Below are 21,879 nucleotides of genomic sequence, written 5' to 3'. Positions count from 1 at the left end.
ATGACTGACGAGACACTTTCTGACCCAACCCACGAGGGGGGCTCCCGCGTTGTTCTGGCAATGACGGCCATTTGCATGATGGTTGTCGGTTTCAATACAACGGCGGTGGCGACCATTCTGCCCAACCTCAAGGCCGAGTTCGATTTGACTCCATCGGGCCTGCAATGGGTGATGGCGACCTATACGGTGGCCAGCGCCACTCTGGTCACGATTGTCAGCCGGTTGGGGGATATTACCGGCAAGATGGGCGTGTTTTTCTTTGGCATGATTGTTTTTGCTATCGGCTCTGCTTCGGTTTTGTTTGCGCAGGACGGAGCAATGCTGTTGTTCGGGCGCGGTGCGCAAGGCGCGGGTGCCGCCGCATTGTTCGGAACGTCGCTTTCTCTGTTGACTGCCGCGACCCCCGAAGAGAAGCGTGCAGGTGCCACTGGCGCATGGGGGGCAATCGTCGGTCTGGCCATCGGCGTCGGGCCGATCGTTGGCGGTGCCTTTGCCCACTACATCAGCTGGCGGGCTGTGTTCGCGACCGATCTGGTGTTGCTTGTATTAGCCTTCCTGATTGGGTTGCATGTCAGCCGACGAGGGTACGTTCCGGACACGCGTCAGGCCGGGGCCAGATTTGATTATCCGGGCGCCTTTGCGTTGTTGTTGTTTCTTGGGCCGCTTTCTTTCGCGCTCAGCAACGGCGAAAGCAGTGGGTGGGCAACGCCGATGACGTTGGTTCCACTGGGTGTCGCGGCGGTAGCGACAATCATCCTTGTCATCGTGTCCCGCCGCAGCGACGACCCATTGATCGAGCTAAGATACTTCAAGCATCCGCGCTACTTCATGGCCGCGGTGGGCATGTTCTTCACCGGCTTCACACTGTTTTGTTTCTTTGTCTATTTCAACACGTTCGTACAATCCCCGGACGCCTTCGGGTATTCGCCCATCGGGGCTGGATTGGCGATCATGCCGCTCAGCCTCAGCATGTTTGTGATCTCGGTCACTGCACCCCGTTTCCTTGCGCCCTACAGCTTTCAGTGGCCTATCGCGATTGGATTGGGGGCGATGGCCTGCGGATTTCTGTTGTTGATGAGCACCACAAATACCACGCAATACGCCGAGATCTGGTGGAAGCTGATGATCGTCGGAATCGGGTTGGGCATCTGTTTTTCACTCTTACCCCGGCTTGGTCTGCGTGTACTACCGGAAGAGCACGTGGGGCAGGGGTCCGGGGTGATCAATGCCTGCCTTTATTTCGGAGCGACCCTTGGCGCTGTAGTTGGTGGTCTGGCCGAGGCGATAACGAAGCGTAGAGGTCTATCTGAGGTCATAAATGCCTTGCCTACCGGGTCCGCCCAGAGAGAGGATCTGGCCCATGCCATTACCCATGGTACGCCCAGCCAGATCCAGCAATTGATTGCGAAAATGGACCCGGAAACTAGCAATGCCCTGGCCAAAGCGCTGCGGGATTTGCAGGATAACGCCTTTGGTAGCGCGATGCTGGTCGCTGCTGCTGCGGCTTCGGGCGGGATGGCTTTGGCGCTGATGCTACTGCGAGGGCCGGTACCACCTGTTCATAGCGCGGCCGAGTTGACGCGCGAGAAGGACTGAGTACTGACGGAGCCTGTTCCGGCAGTCCGAAACTCTCCCACTGGGCATCCCGCTGTGATAGGGGGTTTCCATGGTTGAATTTATACTACTTTCCCAAAAAACCCTGCGCCCGTTAGCGGCTCTGACCGTACGTGATGATCAGGCAGGATTTGTCGCGACAAATCTGATGACAATGGCGCAGTCGATTTTTGAGTCCGGATCGGACATTTACGGCATTTGGAACGGTGATGAACCGGTCGGGCTGCTTGCCACTATCGACATGGCGCATCCCGACGCGGACTTGGATGACGGAGATGACCCGGACGGGGTCTACATCTGGCGGCTGATGGTCGATAAATCCCAACAAGGGCGCGGTTATGGGAAGGCAGCGCTGGAATTCGCAAAATCGGTTGCTTTGAAGAAGGGGCGCGCCAACCTTGTGATCAGCGTTGTCGACGAACCCGGCAGCGCGCTGCCACTTTATCAAGCGTTTGGCTTTGTCCCGACCGGCAGACTTGTCGACGGCGAAGTCGAGTTGATCATGCGGCTTTACTAGCAGCGAAGAATTCACGTCTACGATGCAAAAAAGGCCGCCCCGGATGGAGCGGCCTTTCGCATCTCAAAAGGTTCCGGCTTAGAAGCCCAGACCTTCGTATTTTTTCTTGAACTTCGACACACGGCCGCCGGCGTCCAACAGGCGCGACGAACCACCGGTCCATGCAGGATGCACAGAGGGGTCGATTTCCAGAGCCAGCTGATCGCCTTCGGCGCCCCAGGTGGATTTCATCTGAACCACGGTGCCATCGGTCATTTTGACGTCGATGACGTGATAATCGGGATGGATGTCTTTTTTCATCTTTCCGTTCCTTACGCTTCGGCGCCAGCTTTGGGCTTGTAGTTGGTGACTTCTGCGATACGCGCGGATTTACCACGGCGGGTGCGCAGGTAGTACAGTTTGGCGCGACGGACGCGGCCACGGCGTACAACGGTGATGCTATCGATGTTGGTCGAATACAGCGGGAACACACGTTCTACGCCTTCGCCAAACGAAATCTTACGAACGGTGAACGCACCGGCGATGGTGTTGCCGCCTTTGCGGGCGATGCAGACGCCTTCGTAGTTCTGCACACGGGTGCGCGACCCTTCGGTCACTTTAAAGCCGACACGGATGGTGTCACCGGCTTTGAAATCGGGGATGTCTTTCCCCAGGGCGGCAATCTGTTCCGCCTCAAGCTGTGCGATCAGGTCCATCGCATTTCTCCTATCTGCTCGTGGTTGGTCCACGAAGTTAAGCACGGCCTGAGAGCTCTTGGTCTTCACCGGGTCCTGCGAACAGCCCGCCAGAGGTCAGATCGAATGTTCCTTATGCCTGGTCTGCCCTGCCGCGCCGTGGCCGAAGAAAGCCGGGCGTCACGCCATGATTCAAACCAAAACACCGGAGTCGCATGACGCGGCACCGGATTGCGCTGCTTTAAGGCCTTTGCGCGCAGGGATCAAGCCTGAATCACTATAAAGATCGGGGCTGAATGGTAGGTTTTCGCCGTTCGTCAACAACACCGTTGCCTTGTCAGGCAGATCGGGCATTCTAGAGGGAATTATAAGAGCAGAAATTTGGAACAGGAACATACCATGCGTACAGCATTGATGCTGGCTGTTATGGCCTTCGCGACCCTGTCCTGCGGTCGCAGCAGCCCGCCACCCCAACAGGTCGAACCAAAGGCATTTTTGAGCACCACGTCGCCGTCGGTCATTTTCCCAAGCTTTGGGGATGCCAAGCCGCATGAATGGGAGGGACGGCATCCGGGTCATTATCCGGTTCATGGGCTCGATGTTTCGCGATGGCAGGGCCCGATTGACTGGCGAAAGGCCAAGTCATCTGGCGTCAGTTTCGTGTTCATCAAAGCCACCGAAGGGGGCGACGTCGCCGACCCCTTGTTTGAAGATCACCGTCGCGGTGCGCAAGCAGCAGGCGTGCCGTGGGGCGCGTATCACTACTATTACTTCTGTCGACCTGCCCATGAGCAGGCGAAGTGGTTCATCGAGAATGTGCCTAAAGGTGCAGACCTGCCGCATGTGCTGGACATGGAATGGACGCCACATTCCAAGACCTGCACCATACGACCTGATGGCGCGACAGTTCGGTCCGAGGCGAAGCGGTTCCTTGATATCCTGGAACGCCACTATGGCCGCCGTCCGATCGTCTATACGACCGTGGATTTCTATGGTGACACCGATATCGCCCGCCTGCCCAAGACGGAATTCTGGCTGCGGTCGGTCGCCGGGCACCCGCGCAACGTTTACCCCAAGGCCGCGTGGCGGTTTTGGCAGTATACGGGCACGGGTTTGGTTCCTGGCGTTCAGGGGAAAGTGGACATCAACACATTCAACGGCCCGCCTGAGATATGGGCCAGATGGAAGGCGGGGGGCGCTTAGCCGCTTGGTGCCCCATAAGTTTCAATGGTTCCTCCGGCCACAAGGTGATCCAGACGGCGTACACGTTCTTCGCCAGATGTGTGATGCAGCCAGAACCGCTCTCCATCAGTCAGTTCGCGTCGCTCGAAACCAAGTTCGGTCATGCAGCGGTGCACCTGGTCAATTTCACCCTGTGAGCGAAGCTTATCGTCGAAGGGCGCCGTGACGATGGGGCCCAGGATCACGCCCCACAGCAGGATATTCGTGGCGTATCCACCAATCACCGCGCTGTTGCCCCCAATATCTTCCTCGGCGGCGCATGATTGCACGGCGACCTTTGCGGAGTGTAGGTTATGGCCCGCCTGAGTGGGCACTGCCATCTCAAGAGGCTTGGTTGTGCAAGCTGAAAGGGCAAGCACAGCTAAGCATATGATTTTTTTTTCATTTAGCAGCCTGTTATGCGTTGAATTGAAATCGCATTTTGCAATATCTTAAAGGTGAGTATTTTTTCATAACATCAGCTTCAAGTGGTGTTCGCTAAATACAGGAACGTGCTGCATACAAGCCACACTCGGGGTATCAGTCCTGTGTCTCGTCCCCGGAATCCACATAGCGTTCCCACAGATCAGGGCGTCGCTTGCGGGTGATCTCTTCGGACATCTGGTGACGCCATTCGGCGATGCGCCCATGATGGCCAGACATCAGGACGTCAGGGATTGAGCGGTCTTTCCAATCTGCGGGTCGGGTATATTGCGGATGTTCCAAAAGACCCGAGGAAAAACTTTCCTCTTCGGCCGAGGCCTGATTGCCCAAGACGCCTGGAGTCAAACGTACCGTTGCATCGATCAGCGCCTGGGCTGCGATCTCGCCGCCGGTCATCACGAAATCCCCAAGGCTGACTTCCTGAATGCCGTAATGTTCCAGCACCCGTTCATCGACGCCTTCGAACCGGCCGCAGAGCAGGGTCATGCCATCACAACGTGCAAGATTCTGCATCATGCGCTGGTCCATCCGGCGACCGCGCGGGCTGAGGTAGATCAACGGCCAGTTGCCTTGCACACCTGACATTGTGTGCTCAATCGCTTCGCCCAGAACGTCTGCACGCAACACCATACCCGCGCCGCCGCCAGCGGGTGTGTCGTCGACATTGCGATGTTTGCCAATTCCGAACTGGCGCAGATCCACTGTCTCTAACTGCCACAGCCCTTCTTGCAGGGCTTTTCCCGTCAGGCTTTCGCCGAGAACGCCGGGAAAGGCCGACGGGAAAAGGGTGATGATTTTCGCCTTCCATACCCCGTGCAGATCAGGTGTTGGGGTCATCAACTCACGCGGCTTCAGCGCGGGTCGGATCGCTTTGCGCCCGTGGGATTTACTTGGCTTTTCTGTCATATCGTGCTGACCATCGCGTTTTTCGCCCGCTCTACGACCAGCGCCTTTTGGCGGGTCAGTTCTGCTTCGCCCAAATGGGATCGGTTAAGCGTAAGCAACTCGGCCAACACGTTTTCCGGCAGCCTGCTATTGGATTTTGTGGGCGGCACCAATAGCCGCGCTTTTTCCCGCGGTAAGTCCAGGAATTCGGCAAATGGCGTACCGGGACCAAAGCGTCGCAATTGCATCTCTTCTAACCACTCTTCCACCACTGTGACCGAAGGCAGTTTCTTGCGGATATCCGAGACCGTTTCTTCGAGCGGGGGCAGGTGATCCATATTCGCGCGGAAGGTTTCGAAATCCTGAACCTCGCGGGTTCTCTGAAGATCATGGGCCCAAAGACTGCGCAACCACGATCCACGCTGGCGCAGGGACAGGTAGATCGTGATCTCGACCTCCTGATCCGCGAACCGGTCGTTGACTGCGTCCACTAGACCCGCAGCCAGATCCGGCGCGGCGGCATATCCCTGTTCGATATTGCGACTGGGCCGCAGACCACTGAAATTCTCTTCGCTAACGATCAGGCTGCGTTTGGTGCCGAAATTCCGCGTGGCTAAGTATTCTCGGGTCAGCGTGCTGAACTCGGACAGTGTGCCAACGGTCCCATAGATGGAATGCCGGGTTGCTGCACCTGACAGTCCAAATTTGCGCGTCTTGTAAGGCAGCAGCAGCGCAAAATGTGGCCAGATCAACTCGCGGTTTTCATACAAAAACGACTGTGCCGCAGTGGTTCCGGTCTTATGCAGCCCCAGATGCAGCAGAACACGCCGCATCAGATCAACCCTTCGGGTGGATCTACGATGATGCGGCCTTTGTCCAGATCCACGGTCGGAACAACCTCAAGCGTGAAGGGCAGCAAAACAGTGCTTTTTAGCCCCGGTCCATGCAATTCCAACAGATCGGCAGCGCCGTGGTTTTGTACCGACTTAACACGACCCAGCAACGTCCCGCCGGTATCATAGACCTCAAGGCCAATTAGGTCAGTGTGATAGAATTCATCATCAGGCAATGACGGTAGTTGATCGCGCCGTGCAAACAGGCGCAAGCCGTTGATGGCGTCAGCCTGTTCCTTGGTCTCAATCCCCCCCAGGCGGGCGGCAAAACCGTTCTTGATCGGACGGGTCAGGACCAGCGGATACCGTTCCTTGCCGTCTTCGTCGGTCAGGGGGGAATAGGCCTCGATATCCTCGGGGATTGCGCAAAAACTTTTCAGCCGCACTTCGCCGCGCACGCCGTAAGACCCCGCAATGCTGCCTACGCAGATCAGATCACTCATTTGGCCCTTCCGTCGTTACACATAGCCCGTCCTGCCAGTCGCCCAGCGGGGCACATGCCTCGCGTTGATTGTTGCGCTCAAAGAACACACCCACAATAAAGGCGATCAGCAGCAGGATGGGAAGTCGTATCAGTCCGAACATCTGGCTTTACCGGGTTTCGATATGCAACCGGGCGCTGCGCTGTTCCCAGCCGGCGCGCTCAAGTTCGGGTCTTTCTGACATTTCTTCGGGCCATCCCACGCAGTAGTAGCCCACCAATGACCAATCGTCCGGCACACTCAGATCGCGTTTCATCCGTTCGGGATCAAGGATTGAAACCCAGCCCAGCCCCAGCCCCTCGGCCCGCAAAGCAAGCCAGAACAGGGTGATCGCGGCAACGACGGAATAGCGGCGCATCTCGGGCATCGTGCCCGCGCCCAGCCCAAGTCCTTTGTTGGTCGTCTCGTCTGAGAAAACGGCCAGCTGAACAGGCGCTTCCTGCATGCCGGACAGCTTGAGGCGGCTATATTTCAGCGCCTTGTCACCCGAGTATCCCGCAAGGGCCGTTTCGTTGGCGTTTTGGAAATTCTCCAGCGCTGCGGCACGCGCCGCTTCGCTTTCGACGCGAATGACGCGCCAGGGTTCGCTCAGCCCCACTGAAGGGGCCAGTCGAAATGTGTCGAGGCAGCGCGTCAGCACCGCCTCGTCCACGGGATCGGTGCGGAACCGGCGCACATCGCGCCGGAGCCGCATCAACAGTTCGAACTGCGTGCGAAAATCGTCGGTGAAGTCCTGATCCTGCACGCGCCGACCTGCTTACTCTTCTGCTGCTGCTTCTTCAGCCGGCGCAGCAGCCGCTTCGGCAGCTTCAGCAGCCTTTGCAGCTTTTTCTTCTGCGCGTTCCTGAGCTTTCTTGCCCGGGGTGCCCTTGTTGGGGTTGTTGCGCTCGGCCTTGTCGCGGGTGCCGGCAGCTTCCAGCATACGTGCGATACGGTCGGTGGGCTGTGCGCCCTGGTCCAGCCAGTACTGAACGCGCTCCATGTTCATTTTCACGCGCTCTTCGCTGTCTTTGGGCAGCAGCGGGTTATAGGTGCCCAGCTTTTCGATGAAGCGACCATCGCGGGGCATACGGCTGTCAGCCGCTACGATGCGATAGAAAGGACGCTTTTTCGAGCCGCCGCGGGCGAGACGAATTTTCATTGCCATGGTGGTATCTCCTTTGAATGGCGTATCCGGTGGTTCACCGGTTTAGTTCTGGTGTTTCTTGTGGTGTCGGATGACTTCCTGAATGATGAAATTCAGAAAAGCCTTGGCGAAATCGGGGTCCAGATCGGCCTCTTTCGCCAGTTCTTCTAACCGTGCGATCTGCGCGGCTTCGCGCGAAGGATCGGACGGGGGAAGTTCGTGTTCGGCCTTGAGCTTGCCAACGGCCTGGGTGTGCTTGAACCGCTCGCCCAACGTGTAGACAAGGATCGCGTCCAGCCGATCAATGCTTTCGCGATGCTCTTTCAGCAACGTCGCAGCCCGTGTCACAGGGTTGTTCATTGGCCGGTCCTCTCAGCGGTCAAAGCGGTGTCAGTAGTATCGAGTTTCGGGTGCCGCCAAACCTGACAGCGTTCGCCCACAACCTCGCCTTCGCGCTCATAAGTGGCACCAAGACGTTCGGCCAAAGCACGCGAGCGGTCATTCGCGTGGGCGATGTATGAGATCGGGCCGTTCACCCCCTGGTGTTGGGCAGCATAGTCGCGGGCAGCCATCGCAGCTTCGTACGCAATGCCCTTGCCTTCGAAGCCGTCGAAAACGACCCAACCCAATTCCGGCTCATCCCAGCCCGGGGCGTTGATGATCCCGGTCCAGCCTGCAAACGCGCCGCTTGCCTTTTCAACGATGTGCCAACCGCCGTAACCCATGATGGCCCAGTGCCCGAACCGGCCCAAAAGCGACCGCCATGCCTCCAGCGGAGTTTTTGGTCCACCGACCATACGGCTGCGTTCCGACGCGAAGAAAGCCGTCATTGCGGGCAGATCACCTTCTTGTGGTGCCCGCAGGATCAGGTTTTCTGTTTCAACGGTGGGGATGGTGTACGACGTCATGAGTAGGCCTCGATCCCGCCATTCACCAGATCGGCCGGGGCAGGGTGCCGCCAGACCTGCATTGTACCGAAACCCGGGTGTTCGTAGGTATAATCAAACTGCGCGCCCAGCCTTTCGGCCACGGCCTTGCTGCCCAGATTGTCCGGGTCGATCAGAGAAATTGCCGTTTCCCACCCCAGCACATCATAGGCATGCGCTCGCGCGGCGAGAGCGGCCTCGGTCGCGTAACCTTTGCCGGTGGCGTTATTCATCAACGTCCAGCCGATTTCGGGCTCGGGCCAACTATGTGGGAACCACAGGCCCACATGGCCGACATAGGTGCCGGTGGTTTTTTCCTCGACGCCCCAGAATCCATAGCCGCGCATGGCCCAATGGCCCAGCAGCATCGCCATTGCGCGCCATGTTTCGTCCGGGCGTTTTGGGCCGCCGACGAATTTTGAGGCGTCGCTGACAAAGAACTCGGCCTCGGCTGCGAAGTCAGTCTCGCGGGGCGCACGCATGATCAGGCGTTCGGTTTCCAGCGTCGGGATCGCCATGGAAAGTGTCATGCCGGCACCTCGCCATAGCGCCAGACATGCTGGTCTGCGTCAAAGGCGCTCTCGGCCGTGGCGTCACGGGACGCACCAAGGCGTTGAGCCAGCGCATTCGAGCGGGCGTTGGATGCCGACACATAGCTTACGAACTGGCCGGACCCGAGCAGGTCAAAACCGAAGTCGCGAACGGCAGTACAGGCCTCAGTAGCGTAGCCTTGCTTGCGGTATTCGGCGCTGAAAACATAGCCAAGCTCGGGTTCTTGATCGTCCCATTCCAAGCCCAGAATGACAAAGCCAATGACCTGACCGACGTCTTTTAAAGTGACTGAGAACAGTCCATGACCATGCAGAAGCCAGCCGGAGGTATAGTAGGAAAACTCGGTCCAGGCTTCTTGCTTAGTGTCGCCAAAGCTTTCTGCACAGACTGACGTCCACACCGGCAGGTCGTCCAAAGTGGGCGCGCGCAAGACCAGCCGCCGGGTCTGAATGACCGGCAGGGCCGCGCGATATTGCGCTGCTGCCATCGCCGCCTTTCCGGACGGGGGCAGGGTGCAGCGTGCTGGCGTCACTTTTTCTTTCCAAATCCGCTCAGACCCGGAGGCAGAGCCATGCCGCCGCCCATGCCAGGCATACCGGGCATCTTGCCACCCATTGCCTTGGCCGCCTGTTCCAACGCTTTGGGATCCATACCCGCGGCCATTTCCTCGGGCGAGGGGCCGCCTTTGCCGAACATGCCTTTCATGGCCTGTTTCAGCATCTTGCCTTTGCCCATCTTGCCCATCTTCTTCATCATGTCCGACATCTGCCGGTGCATCTTGAGCAGCTTGTTGAGGTCGCTTACCTCCATACCCGAACCGGCGGCGATGCGTTTCTTGCGGCTCGCCTGAAGCAGTTGCGGGTTGGCGCGTTCGCGTTTGGTCATTGACTGGATCATGGCGATCTGGCGCTTGAGCACCTTGTCATCCATGCCCGCTTCTTCGACCTGTTTGGCCATCTTTCCCATGCCCGGCATCATGCCCATCATGCCTTGCATGCCGCCCATCTGGATCATCTGTTCCAGCTGCATTTTCAGGTCGTTCATGTTGAACTGACCTTTGACCATGCGCTTCATCATGCGCTCGGTCTGTTCCATCTCCATCGTTTCCTGGGCTTTTTCGACCAGGGCAACGATGTCGCCCATGCCCAGAATACGACCGGCGATCCGGTCTGGCTCGAAGGTTTCGAGCGCGTCCATCTTCTCGCCCAAGCCCACAAAGCGGATCGGCTTGCCGGTGACCGCTCGCATCGACAGTGCCGCACCGCCGCGCCCGTCGCCGTCCATCCGGGTCAAGACCACGCCCGAGATGCCGACCTTGGCGTCAAACTCTTCAGCGACCTCAACGGCGACCTGTCCGGTCAGGCCGTCGACGACCAACAGGGTCTCGCGTGGATCGACCGCGTTTCGGACCTGCTCGACCTCGTCCATCAGAACTTCGTCGATATGCAGACGGCCCGCGGTGTCGAGCATATAGACGTCATAGCCGCCCAGCGTCGCCTGCTGCTTGGCACGCTTGGCGATATCGACAGGTTTCTGACCGGGCACGATCGGCAGAGTGTCCACGCCAACCTGCGTGCCCAGAACGGCCAGCTGATCCATCGCCGCCGGGCGATAGACGTCCAGCGAGGCCATCAGGACCTTTTTGCCCTCTTTCTCTTTCAGGCGTTTGGCCAGTTTACCAGTAGTGGTCGTCTTACCTGAACCTTGCAGACCGACCATCAGGATCGGGGCAGGCGGGTTGTCGACTTTCAGTGCGCCGGGGTCTTCCTCGCCGCGCAGGGTATCGACCAGCGCGTCATGCACAATCTTGACGACTTGCTGGCCCGGAGTGATCGACTTGGTGACCGCCTGACCGGTGGCCTGTTCCTGAACTTTCTTAACGAATTCGCGCGCAACCGGCAGAGAGACGTCAGCCTCAAGCAGGGCAACCCGAACCTCGCGCAGGGCGGTCTTGACGTCTTCCTCGGACAGGGCACCCTGTTTGGTCAGCCGGTCAAAGACGCCAGAAAGGCGTTCGGATAGATTTTCAAACATGCCTTCGGCCTCCTTAGCCGGTTATCTGATGGCTCTTCCTAGGTAGGAAGCGCCGGTTAAATGCACAATTGCCCCCACGGGCGTGACACGCTGGTGGGGGGCGATCCCTGAACGACTCAAGGGACCGGAAGATCAGACGCTTCCGGATGTTGGACGGCGATTTAGGCCGATTGGCTGTCCGAGTCAACCTCTCGCGCGGGTAGCCAGCTGTTGACCGCATCAACCATCCGCTGTGCACCGCGCCCGCTGACATAGGCTTCGACGATCGGGTGACGACCAGCACTCATGCCTTTTTCAAGGATCAGAACGGGGCGATGCATTTTGGACGTGGTTGTGTCGCGGGTCGAGGTGGTCGTTTCCACCTCAGCATGGGACAGGTTCGACAACTCATGTTTTACTGCGTCATATCCAAAGATCGATTGGCGACGGATCAAGATACTATTGCTGTTGCGGTCCAATATGACCTGTACGCGGCGCACAAAGACGCAGAATGCGCCAAAGCCCAACCCGCCACCGAACAGCGCAAAGAAGATGCCGAACAATATGCCCTCGCCTCCGTCGCTGACCATGAATAAACCAGCCCCAACAAAACAGAGGACAAAGAGCACCAGCGTGATGCCGATGAACCATGGCGTGTTGGTCAGGATCAGTTGGTTCGGGGTGTTGCGCGTCACTTTCATGGCGGCACGCTAACACTGAATTTTGGCACTGTCGTGGCTTGAATTCATCCTCGTGTTGCGCGATGAGCGCATCCAACAGGAGGTTCCCATGGACGCATCATCCGCTTTTCAGGACACTTTGCCGCTCAGTTCTGACGCGCTGTTGGGGCAGTTGGATGACTGGGGCTTTAGCTATCGTCTGCATTCGCATATCCCGCTGCGCACGGTTGAAGATGCGAAAGGGGTCGAAAAGGAGTTTTTGGTTCCGGGTGAAAACACTCTCCGGATCAAAAACCTGTACCTTCGCGACAAGAAAAAGCGGAATTATCTTGTGACGCTGGAGCAAAGTCGCGAGATCGATCTGAAGGCACTTGGAGCAAAACTTGGGATCGGCAACCTGTCCTTCGGATCGGCGGACCGGCTGTTTCAGAACCTTGGCATCCGCCCTGGAGCAGTGAGCCCATTGGCTATGATAAACGGTGTAGAACACAATGTTCGTTTCTTTATGGACAACGCCGCGAACCAGGCAGATGTGATCAATATGCACCCGCTCGTCAATGATCGGACCGTGGCGATGTCCCGTATTGATTTGATGGCGTTCTTTGACCGCATCGGGTGCGACGTAATCTGGTTGCCCTGATCAGTCGCCCAATGCCTCAGTCAATGCGGCGGTAACATGGGCTGCGGATGGGTTGATGAAAAGGTGCCCGTCCGCCTCAAACATCGGATCGTCCAGATGATCCGGGAAAGCCAGAGGCAGCTCGGTACAGGCCAGCAGGATCGCCGTTCCGGGTTTCGCGTGCCTGTCACAGAAAGCCAGGAGTCTTCCTCGCGCTGTGTCCGACGCTCCACCGTAAAAGTCGCTGTCGATCATGGCCTGCATCTCGGCGATTTCTGTTTCGGGCAGACGATCATTTGCAATAATCCCCTCGGCCGCCAATCGGTCTGAATAATTGGTGGCTTGCATCGTTACCGTCGTTCCCAGAACCAGGGCTGTGGATGCCCCGGTTGAGGCCGCGGCGTCAGCGGTCGCATCGAAAATGCTGAGAATGGGCATGGTGATGCCCTGCCGGATAGCATGTAGCCGGGCGTGCGGAGTATTCGAGGCAATGATGGCAAAGTCGCAGCGCGCGTTTTCGAGCGTAAGCAGGGCCTCGTGAAACACCGCATCGAATTCAGCCCAGCTGGCTTCGTCACCGGCGGTGCCGCGCAAGGCTCGGGTTTTGGCCTGCGTAACGGATTCGATTGTCATCGGTGGGATTGGCAGGGGCGAGCCGTGTCCACGTTCCGCGAAGTGGCGGCTGGCCCCCTCTGCAATGGCTCGGTAGTAGTCTACGGTAGAGGCCCAGCCCACGCCGCCCAGAATGCCGATTTTCTTCATATTGAATGCCCAGTCTGCAAATCTTGATCCGATGCAGACTGGACGCTCCACAAGATAAAGGCCAGAGTTTGATCAGGCCGCCAGCTGAGTTACCGCTTTTTGGGCATTCGCTAGCGTAGTTTCTGCATCCAGCGCCATCTTGTCTGCGGCGATGACTTCGACTTCATGGATGCCGATGAATCCAAGAACGTGTTTGGCATAGTTGGTGGCAAAGTCGATCTCGGACCCAACTTCGGTGCCGCCAGAGGCGATAGCCAGAACCGCGCGCTTGCCGTCCAGCAAGCCTTTGGGACCGCTTTCTGTATAGGCAAAGGTCAGACCCACACGGGCGACCAGGTCGATCCAGGCTTTGAAGGCCGCAGGCACCGAAAAGTTGTAGATCGGTAGCCCGATCACGATGGTGTCGGCGTTTTGCAACTCATTGACCAATTCGTCCGACAGGGCCAGCAGGTCGCGCTGAAGCTCATCGCGTTGATCTGCAGGGGTGAAGTTGGCGTTGATCCAGTCTTCTGTCAGTAACGGCAGCGGGCTTGCCAGATCGCGGCGGATAATGCGATCAGCCCCAAGGTGCCGGATAATCTGGCTGGAAAGGTCACGGGTGGCGGACCCGGTGCGGCGGGCTGAGGCGTCGATATGCAGGATGGTCTTGGTCATGTCAGGGTTTCCTTTTTGGCGGGGAATCTGCTTCCGGTCCCAATATGAGTGTTGCGTCAGCGAACGAAACGCAGATATACCAACATGCATTGTTGGAATTTGCACAATGGGCCTAGTCGATGGATAATTGGGACGAAGTCAAAACCGCCTATCAGGTTGCCCGGATGGGCACCGTCAGCGGCGCGGCCGAGATATTGGGCGTGCACCACGCCACCGTGATCCGTCATATTGACGCGATCGAGGCGCGATTGGGCGTCAAACTGTTCCAGCGCCACGCACGGGGTTACACGCCCACCGACGCTGGCGAGGACCTTTTGCGTGTGGCGCAGGCCACCGAGGATCAGTTCAACCAGTTGGTGGGCCGAATGAAAGGGCGCGGCGATGACGTCTCGGGCGAATTGGTAGTTACTTCTCTGGCCTCATTAGCGCCATTAGTCGTTCCGGCCCTGTCCAAGTTTCAATCAATGCATCCGGGTCTGATCGTGCGATACCTGACCGGTGACCGCCTGTTCCGTTTGGAATACGGCGAGGCGCATGTAGCCATCCGGGCGGGTGCTGCCCCGGACCAACCCGACAACGTCGTGCAGCCCTTTATTGAACAGGAAGTGGGGCTTTTCGCCAGCAAGTCTTACATCGAACGCCGGGGAAAACCAGCGAACCTTGATGAATTCGCAGACCACCTGTTTGTCGGTACGGATGATGAAAACAGCCGAGCACCGTTTTCCAAATGGTTGCGCGCGACAGTCCCTGCCGAAGCCATTGCGTTCCGCTGCACCAACAATTTCTGCATGCGTGAGGCCGTTCTGGCCGGGGCTGGGATTGGTTTCATGGCCCGGTGGGAGGCGTCGCGCGATCCGGATCTTGTCGAAGTTATTGAGCCATTGCCCGAATGGTTCGGTAAATTGTGGCTGGTGACCCATGTCGATCTGCACCGAACAACCAAAGTGCAGGCATTTCTGTCATTCCTTAAGGAAGAATCCAAAGGCTGGCTTTCGTGACACCGCAGCGGCGTGGTCATTTGGCAATGATCACATTCACCCTTCTGGTGGCGGGCAGTTTCTCGCTGGGGTCAATTGTTGCCAATGAAATCGCGCCGTTGGCGATTACTGCCGGGCGGTTTTTGATCGCAGCCGTCATAATTGGCATCGCGGCGTTGGCGACCACCGGATTGCCCCGCAGCGCGGCGCAGGCACCGTGGCGCTATGCGATTTTGGGCGGGCTGTTCGCCACTTACTTTGTTTTAATGTTCTACGGCCTGAAAACCGCCGACCCGGTCAGCACTTCCGCGGTGTTTACCCTGACGCCGGTTATGTCTGCCATTGCGGGATGGGTCCTGCTGCGCCAGATCACCACGCCGCGCATGGCTCTTGCCCTGACTGTTGGGGCCACCGGAGCCTTGTGGGTGATCTTTCGCGCGGATTGGCAAGCTTTTCGCGCGTTTGAAATCGGTGGCGGAGAGATCATCTTTTTCTGGGGCTGCATGGCGCATGCGATTTACACGCCGATGGTGCGCAAACTGAACCGTGGTGAGCCCGCCGTGGTTTTTACCTTTGGAACACTGGTCGCTGGCTGCGTAATCCTAACGGTGGTCGGCTGGCCGGACATCAGGGCAACGGATTGGGCAAACCTGCCGCTTATCGTCTGGGTCAGCCTCCTGTATCTTTCAGTCTTCGCTACGGCGGCCAGCTTTGTGCTGGTCCAGTTCGCGGCCCTGCGCCTGCCTTCGGCCAAAGTCATGGCCTACACTTATCTGATCCCCAGTTGGGTGATCCTGTGGGAAATCGCGCTTGGTCGGCCCGCGCCACCGATCATGGTTCTGATTGGTGTTTTCTTGACCGCGCTCGCCCTGATTTTGCTGCTAAAAAGCGAGGAGCAACCTGCGAACGGGCCGGTGCCACTGTCTGATTGACCCTTGCCCTTTGATCGCAATACGAACAACTTTCGTGGTTGAAGAGCCATCCTGGAGGGAATGATGAAGCGAGTTGTTCTTTTTGTCGCCGTCGCGACCTTATCTGCCTGTACCCAAGGGGGAGGGCAGGGACCGTCCGAGACCGCCCTGAATGCCAGTTGTGAGGCACTTGTGTCGGCTGAAACGGGTGTTCGGGCAGACGATGTAAACGCGACCTCAACCGAATCCGGGCCGACCGGAACCACTACGACTGTCGAAGTCGCGGGCGCGCAGGCGCCGTGGTTGTGTTTTGCGGATGTAACAGGTGTGGTGATTGGTGTGGAATACAGCCAAGAAGGATAACTGCATCGCGTCGGGCATTTCAATGCGTCAGATCAAGGCGTCTCTTCACCAGGCCAGTTAGAATTGGCAACTGGAGAAGGAGGAAGCCATGTTCAGTCACATCATGATCCCGGTTGATATTCACCTGCCGCCGGAAATTCGCAAAGCCTTGGATGTCGCAGCACAGATGGCGAATTGGCAAAATGCACGGATCACAATCGTCAGCGTGACCGGCACCCAACCGGGTGACGTTACGCAATCGGATGCCGCGATCAGTGCCGAACTAAAGGCAATCGTGGATCAGCTTACCGAACAAAGTGGTTCCGAAGTCGCAGCCCGCAATATTCACTCGGTTGATGTAGCGGCAGAGGTCGACGGTGACCTCACGCGCGCTGCGGAAGAGATTGGTGCTGACCTGATTGTCGTCGGGACCCACGCACCGCGAATAACGGACCATATCTTTTCCAGCCACGCCGGATATTTGGCCAAGCACGCCAAGGTATCGGTGTTTGTTGTCAGATAGATTTTAGGTTTCGTCTGTTGCGGGTAATTCGACTTCCAGAAATCTTTCGAAGGCGTCCAGATTGACCGGCTCGAACTGACCAAAGCCCTGCATCCAGACGGATGCCGCCCGCAGCGCGTCGGGCTCCAGCTTGCACCACTTCACGCGGCCGCGTTTTTCCTGAGAGATCAGCCCGGCCCGTGTGAGAATGACCAGATGTTTCGAGATCGCGGCCAGCGACATCTCGAACGGTTCGGCGACGTCGGTGACGGCCATATCATCCTCAAGCAGCATCGCAAGGATGGTGCGGCGGGTCGGATCGGCGAGGGCCGCGAATACGGTGTCGAGGTCGTTTGACATGGCTTCAATCCGAAATCACTTTGCAGCGTAACAGGTCCCAGTGCTTTGCCACTTTTGCTGCCTTCAGGGCAAGGGCGAGACGATCACTTATGATTGGGGCTTCTAAAACCGCTGGATCAAACCAAATATCTGGCGTTGTCAGCACTTCTCTAGAAAAAACCAGATCTCCATCGCTTACATGGTCCTTGTTGTTGATCATGAAGAGATCATTGTTTTCTCCAAGTGGTATCAAACCTTCAGACTGATCCCACTGGAAGCAAGGCTTGCCATCACCTAAAACCAGATAAAACCAATCTCCCTCTAATTTGGTTTTCTGGTCTGGATGCAATAGATCAACCGGCACCAGTCTTGATGCGCCCATATCATGGTCACGTAATATGTCGGCAGATGTTGACGAGACGACCAAAGCGCCACCAGCACTCAGAATATGGCGTTTGGGTCGTTTGTGGTCGGCCCATCGTTCCACAGCATAAAGCTGCTTTGGAAACTCGTGGTCATCAATGTGCAGATGTTTTTTTTGCCGCTTTGTCACAGAACGAAATGCCACGCCAACTTCATTATCGAGAGGCGGGTCTACTACGTCGGGGTATCCAACTGGCCTGTACCCGCGTTCCGCGGAAGAGCTACGGTAGACGTTGCTCAACCAAACCACATCACTCATTTTCTGCCCTCTCTTTCTCAAGCGCATCTTGTTCCAAAGGTGGCCTCTCTGAGAGTGCAGAGGCAATTCCAGTTCTTCATTTGGTCGGCCCTAGGCCGCCTTGGGCGGTCAATTTGGATTTGGCTGAAACCTCTGCGCAAGCTACTGATGGGCAGGCAAAGATCAACCAAAAGGTTGAATATGCGGATTCAGGTGATTTCCCCGACGCGGAGCGTTCCGGGTTCCATAGGCCGAGTTGGAAAATCAGAATTAGCAACATATTTACAATAACTTAACCTGCGTCAATTCGGGCGCGCAAGCCCGTTGACTCTGCGCCCCATGCCCCTTAGCACCCTACCCAAGACTGTGCGAGGGAAATGCCCGTGACCGATGATGACCAAAAGCAGCGTATGGCGCAGCTGGAGGCCAAGATCGACGCGGCGAAAAAGGCCAAAGCGCCGAAACCTCGTGCGGACGCTGACGTGTCCGGGGGCGAGCTTGCCTGGAGGATGGTCATCGAAATGGTATCCGGTCTGGGGATCGGATTTGGCATCGGATACGGGCTGGACAGCCTGCTCGGGACAATCCCGATCTTTCTGGTGCTGTTCACATTGCTGGGCCTTGTCGCGGGCGTGAAGGTTATGCTCCGCAGCGCGAAAGAGGTTCAAGAGAAACAAGCGGCGGCGACGGCTGCCGAGAAGGACGAGAGGGACTGAACGTGGCAACTGAGACCACCGCAGCAGAAGGCAGCAGCCTGGTTTTCCACCCGATGGACCAGTTCATCGTTAAGCCGTTGTTCGGCGACGGTGCGGTTGGCATGTTCACGATCACCAACGTGACGCTGTGGCTGTTCCTTGCAATCGTGGCGATTGTCCTGTTGCTGATCGTTCCGACCTCGAAGCGCGCGATTGTTCCGACCCGGATGCAGTCGGTTGCCGAACTGGCCTATGGCTTCATCTATAAGATGCTGGAAGACATCTGCGGCAAGGAAGGGGTCAAGTACTTCCCCTATGTCATGACCCTGTTCATGTTCATCGTCTGCGCGAACTTCCTGGGCATGATCCCCATGTCCTTCACCACCACATCGCATTTCGCAGTGACCATCCCGCTGGCTCTGGCCGTGTTCCTGACCGTGACCGTTCTGGGTTTCGTCAAGAACGGCGCAAGCTTCCTGGGCCTGTTCTGGGTTTCCAGCGCACCGCTGGCACTGCGTCCTGTTCTGGCGATCATTGAGCTGATCTCGTACTTCGTGCGCCCCGTCAGCCACTCCATTCGTCTTGCCGGTAACGTCATGGCTGGCCACGCGGTGATCAAGGTTTTCGCAGGCTTTGCCGCGATTGCTGTGATCTCACCCGTGTCCGTTCTGGCAATCACCGCAATGTACGGCCTTGAGGTCCTCGTGTCCTTTATCCAGGCGTACGTATTCACCATTCTGACCTGTGTTTACCTGAAAGATGCGCTGCATCCTTCGCACTGAGGTCTGATACCCCAACATCGAAACTTCCAATTCGTAAGGAGATACATCATGGAAGGCGATCTCGCACACATCGGCGCAGGCCTGGCAGCAATCGGTTCCGGCGCAGCCGCAATCGGGGTGGGCAACGTTGCAGGCAACTTCCTGGCCGGCGCCCTGCGCAACCCTTCGGCGGCTGCTTCGCAGACCGCAACCCTGTTCATCGGTATCGCGTTCGCAGAAGCCCTGGGGATCTTTGCATTCCTGGTCTCGCTGCTGCTGATGTTCGCCGTATAATCTGCGGAACCTGATCCTTACGCGCAGGTGGGTCCAAGCCATAGCGACCCACCTGTTGTAAAGACAAGTTTCCGACGGAGGATATCATGGCGACTGAACCCCTTACAGAAGAGGTAGCTGGCTCGTGCGTCGACTCCTATGGCTCTGCCATCGGGATGCCACAGCTCTGCTTCGATTGGTTCCCCAACCAGATTTTCTGGCTGGTCATCACGCTGGTCGTCATCTTTCTGGTCCTGTCTCGCGTGGCTCTGCCCCGCATCGCGGCAATCCTGGCTGAACGTCAGGGGACCATTACAAATGACCTGGCTGCGGCCGAAGATCTGAAGGCCAAGGCGGTCGAGGCCGAAGAGGCCTATAACAAGGCGCTGGCTGATGCCCGTGCCGAAGCGCAGCGTATTGCTGCCGAAGCACGTGCCGAAATCCAGTCTGGACTGGATGACGCGATCGCAACGGCAGACTTGGAAATCGCTGCAAAGGCGGCTGAATCGGAAAAGGCAATTGCCGAGATCCGTGCCGGTGCGCTGGAAAGCATTCAAGTGGTTGCCAAGGACACGGCAGCTGAACTGGTCACAGCACTGGGTGGCGAGGCGGATGCCAAAGCCATCGACAATGCAATTGACGCGCAGATGAAAGGATAAGTGACATGCGGAACACTCTTGCCCTTATCCTGACTGTTGGCGCTGCCAGCCCTGCGCTGGCCGCAAGCGGCCCGTTCTTCTCGCTTGGCAACACAGACTTTGTCGTCCTTTTGGGCTTCATCGTTTTCATCGCGGTCCTGTTCTATTTCAAGGTTCCGGGCATGATCGGTGGCGCGCTGGACAACCGTGCCGAAGGCATCAAGTCCGAACTGGACGAAGCCCGCGCTCTGCACGAAGAAGCGCGCAGCCTGCTGGCCTCGTACGAGCGCAAGCAGCGTGAAGTGCAGACTCAGGCAGATGCCATCGTGGCTGCCGCCAAAGAAGATGCCGTGCTGGCAGCTGAGCAGGCAAAGTCCGATCTGGAAAAATCCATCGCCCGCCGCCTGGCTGCCGCTCAGGATCAGATCGCTTCGGCCGAAGCTTCGGCTGTTAAGGAAGTCCGTGATCAGGCCATCACCGTTGCAGTTTCGGCTGCTAATGCGGTTCTGGCCAAACAGATGACGGCGGCACAGGCGAACAAACTGATCGACGCTGCAATTGCGGATGTTGGTGACAAACTGCACTGAATCTGACGTGCAGAAAACAAGTTACAGACGTGACCCGGAAGCCGTACGCTTTCGGGTCATTTGTTTTTAACAGAGGCGAAGCGCGATCTTCGTCTAATTCCTTGTGCAGCGGATCCAAATTGTGATTTGACGGACGCGAAGGTGTTGTTTGAGCGTTTACGAAAGTGCCATCGCGCGTCTGCCTTCCTTTCCGGAGGCTCAAGGATTACGCAGAACAACGTCGGATAAGGTAGAAAGCTGAAATCCGGAATCAGGAAAAGAGTGACCGTGCCCGCCACAGACAACGAAATTTCCATGAACATTGTCGGCGCGGTACGCAACGGTGGTTCGGCTTTGAAAGAAACGATCCATCGGATCGAAGACCTGTCGAAACGGTTGGGGCAACACTCGGTCATCATTGCAACCAACGACAATACCGATGACACCGATCAGATACTGTCCGAGTACAAGGAACGATGTGCTGAAGTTCAGGTCATTCGGCTGGATGGTATGATCTCGGGTATTTCTGAACGTGTCGAACGAATTACCGCTGCACGAAATTCAATACTGGAATCCCTCGAGAAGAGTAGTTTTGACAACACCCTGACTTTGATGCTGGATTTGGACGGGCCAAACGTCAGGCTGAATCCTGAAGCTGTTTTGGCAGCGGCCAAGCGTTCGGAATTTTCGTGGGACGCGGTATTTGCGAACTCAACGCCTGCCTACTATGACTTGTATGCCTTACGTTGCCAGGGGTGGTGCGAAGAGGATGTCTGGCAACAGATACACAACGCGCGTAAACCTCTGTTCGGAAAACGAAAATGGCGCCGAAGTCTTCTGAAGACAATGATCCATGACCGACAGTTTCATATTCCAGCAGATTGCGGGCTAATACCTGTCGACAGCGCTTTTGCAGGCGCAGGCCTTTACAAAACTCAGGCGTTGCATGGCCTAAGATATAAATGCCGAGATGAAGAGAACCGGCTGGTATGTGAACATGTCCTGTTTCATCAGGAAATGCGTTCACGAGGTGCCAGGCTCTATATCGATCCGGCACTAACAACTACCGCGCCGCAAGAGCATCTTGGTGAAGGCAGCGGGGCGCCCTTTCCATCTAACATACAAACCCTTTCAAGCGGAGCGACGTGATCA

General features: G+C 57.2%; 33 protein-coding genes. 14 read left to right on the top strand and 19 right to left on the bottom strand.

All coding sequences use genetic code 11. From position 1 onward, the window contains the following. On the top strand, nt 1-1,596 hold the full coding sequence (locus tag GOW92_RS14315; RefSeq protein ID WP_170561263.1) for an MFS transporter: 1,596 nt from the start codon (nt 1-3) through the stop codon (nt 1,594-1,596). A 70-nt stretch (nt 1,597-1,666) separates the two neighbouring features. Continuing rightward, nucleotides 1,667-2,131 carry a GNAT family N-acetyltransferase gene (locus tag GOW92_RS14310; RefSeq protein ID WP_170561262.1) on the top strand — a complete coding sequence of 155 codons (465 nt, stop codon included), beginning with the start codon at nt 1,667-1,669 and terminating at the stop codon, nt 2,129-2,131. Between the two features lie 78 nt (nt 2,132-2,209). On the opposite strand, the gene rpmE is transcribed toward GOW92_RS14310, so the two are convergent. Both rpmE and rplS read right to left on the bottom strand, forming a co-directional pair. Continuing rightward, on the bottom strand, nt 2,210-2,431 hold the full coding sequence (gene rpmE, locus GOW92_RS14305; RefSeq protein ID WP_010437577.1) for a 50S ribosomal protein L31: 222 nt from the start codon (nt 2,429-2,431) through the stop codon (nt 2,210-2,212). 11 nt (nt 2,432-2,442) lie between these two features. Further along, nucleotides 2,443-2,826, bottom strand: coding sequence for a 50S ribosomal protein L19 (rplS, locus tag GOW92_RS14300; RefSeq protein WP_142639138.1), 384 nt, complete (start codon nt 2,824-2,826; stop codon nt 2,443-2,445). Between the two features lie 378 nt (nt 2,827-3,204). On the opposite strand from rplS, the gene GOW92_RS14295 reads away from it, so the two are divergent. Next, nucleotides 3,205-4,008: a glycoside hydrolase family 25 protein gene (locus tag GOW92_RS14295; protein ID WP_170561261.1), complete on the top strand. Its 804-nt coding sequence runs from the start codon at nt 3,205-3,207 to the stop codon at nt 4,006-4,008. Here the strand turns inward: GOW92_RS14295 and GOW92_RS14290 are convergent. The 13 genes from GOW92_RS14290 to GOW92_RS14230 all read right to left on the bottom strand — a co-directional run bounded on the left by GOW92_RS14290 (nt 4,005) and on the right by GOW92_RS14230 (nt 12,048). Further along, entirely contained in the window at nt 4,005-4,367 is a 363-nt protein-coding gene (locus tag GOW92_RS14290; RefSeq protein WP_170561260.1) for a hypothetical protein, read from the bottom strand. The two genes, GOW92_RS14295 and GOW92_RS14290, sit on opposite strands and share 4 nt — an antisense overlap. 199 nt (nt 4,368-4,566) lie before the next feature. After that, the gene (gene trmD / locus GOW92_RS14285; RefSeq protein ID WP_170561259.1) at nt 4,567-5,376 is read right to left on the bottom strand and encodes a tRNA (guanosine(37)-N1)-methyltransferase TrmD; all 810 of its coding nucleotides are present in this window, start codon (nt 5,374-5,376) and stop codon (nt 4,567-4,569) included. Further along, nucleotides 5,373-6,188 (bottom strand): hypothetical protein, encoded by an 816-nt coding sequence (locus GOW92_RS14280; protein WP_170561258.1) that lies wholly within the window; start codon nt 6,186-6,188, stop codon nt 5,373-5,375. The genes trmD and GOW92_RS14280 overlap by 4 nt, the downstream gene beginning before the upstream one ends. Continuing rightward, the gene (gene rimM / locus GOW92_RS14275; RefSeq protein ID WP_170561257.1) at nt 6,188-6,691 is read right to left on the bottom strand and encodes a ribosome maturation factor RimM; all 504 of its coding nucleotides are present in this window, start codon (nt 6,689-6,691) and stop codon (nt 6,188-6,190) included. The genes GOW92_RS14280 and rimM overlap by 1 nt, the downstream gene beginning before the upstream one ends. Then, nucleotides 6,684-6,833 (bottom strand): hypothetical protein, encoded by a 150-nt coding sequence (locus tag GOW92_RS14270; RefSeq protein WP_170561256.1) that lies wholly within the window; start codon nt 6,831-6,833, stop codon nt 6,684-6,686. Before GOW92_RS14270 ends, rimM begins: the two co-directional genes overlap by 8 nt. A 6-nt stretch (nt 6,834-6,839) precedes the next feature. After that, nucleotides 6,840-7,475, bottom strand: a complete 636-nt coding sequence (gene bluB / locus GOW92_RS14265) for a 5,6-dimethylbenzimidazole synthase (RefSeq protein WP_170561255.1) — start codon at nt 7,473-7,475, stop codon at nt 6,840-6,842. A gap of 12 nt (nt 7,476-7,487) precedes the next feature. Then, complete coding sequence (gene rpsP / locus GOW92_RS14260; protein WP_170561254.1) at nt 7,488-7,877, bottom strand: 30S ribosomal protein S16; 390 nt, start codon at nt 7,875-7,877, stop codon at nt 7,488-7,490. Nucleotides 7,878-7,919: 42 nt separating this feature from the next. Next, entirely contained in the window at nt 7,920-8,216 is a 297-nt protein-coding gene (locus GOW92_RS14255) for a chorismate mutase (RefSeq protein ID WP_170561253.1), read from the bottom strand. Next, nucleotides 8,213-8,764 carry a GNAT family N-acetyltransferase gene (locus tag GOW92_RS14250; protein ID WP_170561252.1) on the bottom strand — a complete coding sequence of 184 codons (552 nt, stop codon included), beginning with the start codon at nt 8,762-8,764 and terminating at the stop codon, nt 8,213-8,215. The genes GOW92_RS14255 and GOW92_RS14250 overlap by 4 nt, the downstream gene beginning before the upstream one ends. After that, nucleotides 8,761-9,312, bottom strand: coding sequence for a GNAT family N-acetyltransferase (locus GOW92_RS14245; RefSeq protein WP_170561251.1), 552 nt, complete (start codon nt 9,310-9,312; stop codon nt 8,761-8,763). Before GOW92_RS14245 ends, GOW92_RS14250 begins: the two co-directional genes overlap by 4 nt. Then, nucleotides 9,309-9,866: a GNAT family N-acetyltransferase gene (locus GOW92_RS14240; protein WP_170561250.1), complete on the bottom strand. Its 558-nt coding sequence runs from the start codon at nt 9,864-9,866 to the stop codon at nt 9,309-9,311. The genes GOW92_RS14245 and GOW92_RS14240 overlap by 4 nt, the downstream gene beginning before the upstream one ends. Further along, nucleotides 9,863-11,368, bottom strand: coding sequence for a signal recognition particle protein (gene ffh / locus GOW92_RS14235; RefSeq protein ID WP_170561249.1), 1,506 nt, complete (start codon nt 11,366-11,368; stop codon nt 9,863-9,865). The genes GOW92_RS14240 and ffh overlap by 4 nt, the downstream gene beginning before the upstream one ends. Before the next feature lie 161 nt (nt 11,369-11,529). Then, complete coding sequence (locus tag GOW92_RS14230) at nt 11,530-12,048, bottom strand: hypothetical protein (protein ID WP_170561248.1); 519 nt, start codon at nt 12,046-12,048, stop codon at nt 11,530-11,532. An 88-nt stretch (nt 12,049-12,136) separates the two neighbouring features. Here GOW92_RS14230 and GOW92_RS14225 point away from each other — a divergent pair, with 88 nt between their 5' ends. After that, a complete protein-coding gene (locus GOW92_RS14225) occupies nt 12,137-12,667 on the top strand; it encodes a prolyl-tRNA synthetase associated domain-containing protein (protein ID WP_170561247.1) in 531 nt (176 codons plus the stop codon). On the opposite strand, the gene GOW92_RS14220 is transcribed toward GOW92_RS14225, so the two are convergent. Then, nucleotides 12,668-13,408 carry an aspartate/glutamate racemase family protein gene (locus GOW92_RS14220; RefSeq protein WP_170561246.1) on the bottom strand — a complete coding sequence of 247 codons (741 nt, stop codon included), beginning with the start codon at nt 13,406-13,408 and terminating at the stop codon, nt 12,668-12,670. A 72-nt stretch (nt 13,409-13,480) separates the two neighbouring features. After that, complete coding sequence (locus GOW92_RS14215; RefSeq protein ID WP_170561245.1) at nt 13,481-14,062, bottom strand: FMN-dependent NADH-azoreductase; 582 nt, start codon at nt 14,060-14,062, stop codon at nt 13,481-13,483. Between the two features lie 119 nt (nt 14,063-14,181). On the opposite strand from GOW92_RS14215, the gene GOW92_RS14210 reads away from it, so the two are divergent. The 4 genes from GOW92_RS14210 (at nt 14,182) to GOW92_RS14195 (ending at nt 16,815) form a co-directional block, all read left to right on the top strand. Beyond that, nucleotides 14,182-15,060, top strand: coding sequence for a LysR family transcriptional regulator (locus tag GOW92_RS14210; RefSeq protein WP_170561244.1), 879 nt, complete (start codon nt 14,182-14,184; stop codon nt 15,058-15,060). After that, nucleotides 15,057-15,971 (top strand): DMT family transporter, encoded by a 915-nt coding sequence (locus GOW92_RS14205; protein ID WP_170561243.1) that lies wholly within the window; start codon nt 15,057-15,059, stop codon nt 15,969-15,971. Before GOW92_RS14210 ends, GOW92_RS14205 begins: the two co-directional genes overlap by 4 nt. A gap of 63 nt (nt 15,972-16,034) precedes the next feature. After that, on the top strand, nt 16,035-16,313 hold the full coding sequence (locus tag GOW92_RS14200) for a hypothetical protein (protein ID WP_170561242.1): 279 nt from the start codon (nt 16,035-16,037) through the stop codon (nt 16,311-16,313). 88 nt (nt 16,314-16,401) lie between these two features. Further along, nucleotides 16,402-16,815: a universal stress protein gene (locus GOW92_RS14195; RefSeq protein WP_170561241.1), complete on the top strand. Its 414-nt coding sequence runs from the start codon at nt 16,402-16,404 to the stop codon at nt 16,813-16,815. Nucleotides 16,816-16,818: 3 nt separating this feature from the next. Here the strand turns inward: GOW92_RS14195 and GOW92_RS14190 are convergent, their stop codons facing one another. Continuing rightward, nucleotides 16,819-17,154 (bottom strand): ArsR/SmtB family transcription factor, encoded by a 336-nt coding sequence (locus GOW92_RS14190; protein WP_170561240.1) that lies wholly within the window; start codon nt 17,152-17,154, stop codon nt 16,819-16,821. Between the two features lie 4 nt (nt 17,155-17,158). Then, complete coding sequence (locus tag GOW92_RS14185; protein ID WP_170561239.1) at nt 17,159-17,815, bottom strand: imm11 family protein; 657 nt, start codon at nt 17,813-17,815, stop codon at nt 17,159-17,161. 362 nt (nt 17,816-18,177) lie between these two features. Here GOW92_RS14185 and GOW92_RS14180 point away from each other — a divergent pair, with 362 nt between their 5' ends. The 6 genes from GOW92_RS14180 to GOW92_RS14155 all read left to right on the top strand — a co-directional run bounded on the left by GOW92_RS14180 (nt 18,178) and on the right by GOW92_RS14155 (nt 21,876). Then, nucleotides 18,178-18,510, top strand: a complete 333-nt coding sequence (locus tag GOW92_RS14180) for an AtpZ/AtpI family protein (protein ID WP_170561238.1) — start codon at nt 18,178-18,180, stop codon at nt 18,508-18,510. 2 nt (nt 18,511-18,512) lie between these two features. Then, complete coding sequence (locus GOW92_RS14175) at nt 18,513-19,271, top strand: F0F1 ATP synthase subunit A (RefSeq protein ID WP_170561237.1); 759 nt, start codon at nt 18,513-18,515, stop codon at nt 19,269-19,271. A gap of 48 nt (nt 19,272-19,319) precedes the next feature. Then, nucleotides 19,320-19,544: a F0F1 ATP synthase subunit C gene (locus tag GOW92_RS14170; RefSeq protein WP_005981269.1), complete on the top strand. Its 225-nt coding sequence runs from the start codon at nt 19,320-19,322 to the stop codon at nt 19,542-19,544. Between the two features lie 86 nt (nt 19,545-19,630). Then, a complete protein-coding gene (locus tag GOW92_RS14165) occupies nt 19,631-20,182 on the top strand; it encodes a F0F1 ATP synthase subunit B' (protein WP_170561236.1) in 552 nt (183 codons plus the stop codon). 5 nt (nt 20,183-20,187) lie between these two features. Further along, on the top strand, nt 20,188-20,748 hold the full coding sequence (locus GOW92_RS14160) for a F0F1 ATP synthase subunit B (protein ID WP_170561235.1): 561 nt from the start codon (nt 20,188-20,190) through the stop codon (nt 20,746-20,748). A gap of 261 nt (nt 20,749-21,009) precedes the next feature. Then, complete coding sequence (locus tag GOW92_RS14155; RefSeq protein ID WP_170561234.1) at nt 21,010-21,876, top strand: hypothetical protein; 867 nt, start codon at nt 21,010-21,012, stop codon at nt 21,874-21,876. The last annotated feature ends 3 nt before the right edge of the window (nt 21,877-21,879 follow it).

Source organism: Ruegeria atlantica (genome assembly GCF_013032505.1).
Classification (GTDB): domain Bacteria; phylum Pseudomonadota; class Alphaproteobacteria; order Rhodobacterales; family Rhodobacteraceae; genus Ruegeria; species Ruegeria atlantica_F.
This window is presented reverse-complemented; position numbering and strand designations above follow the sequence as displayed.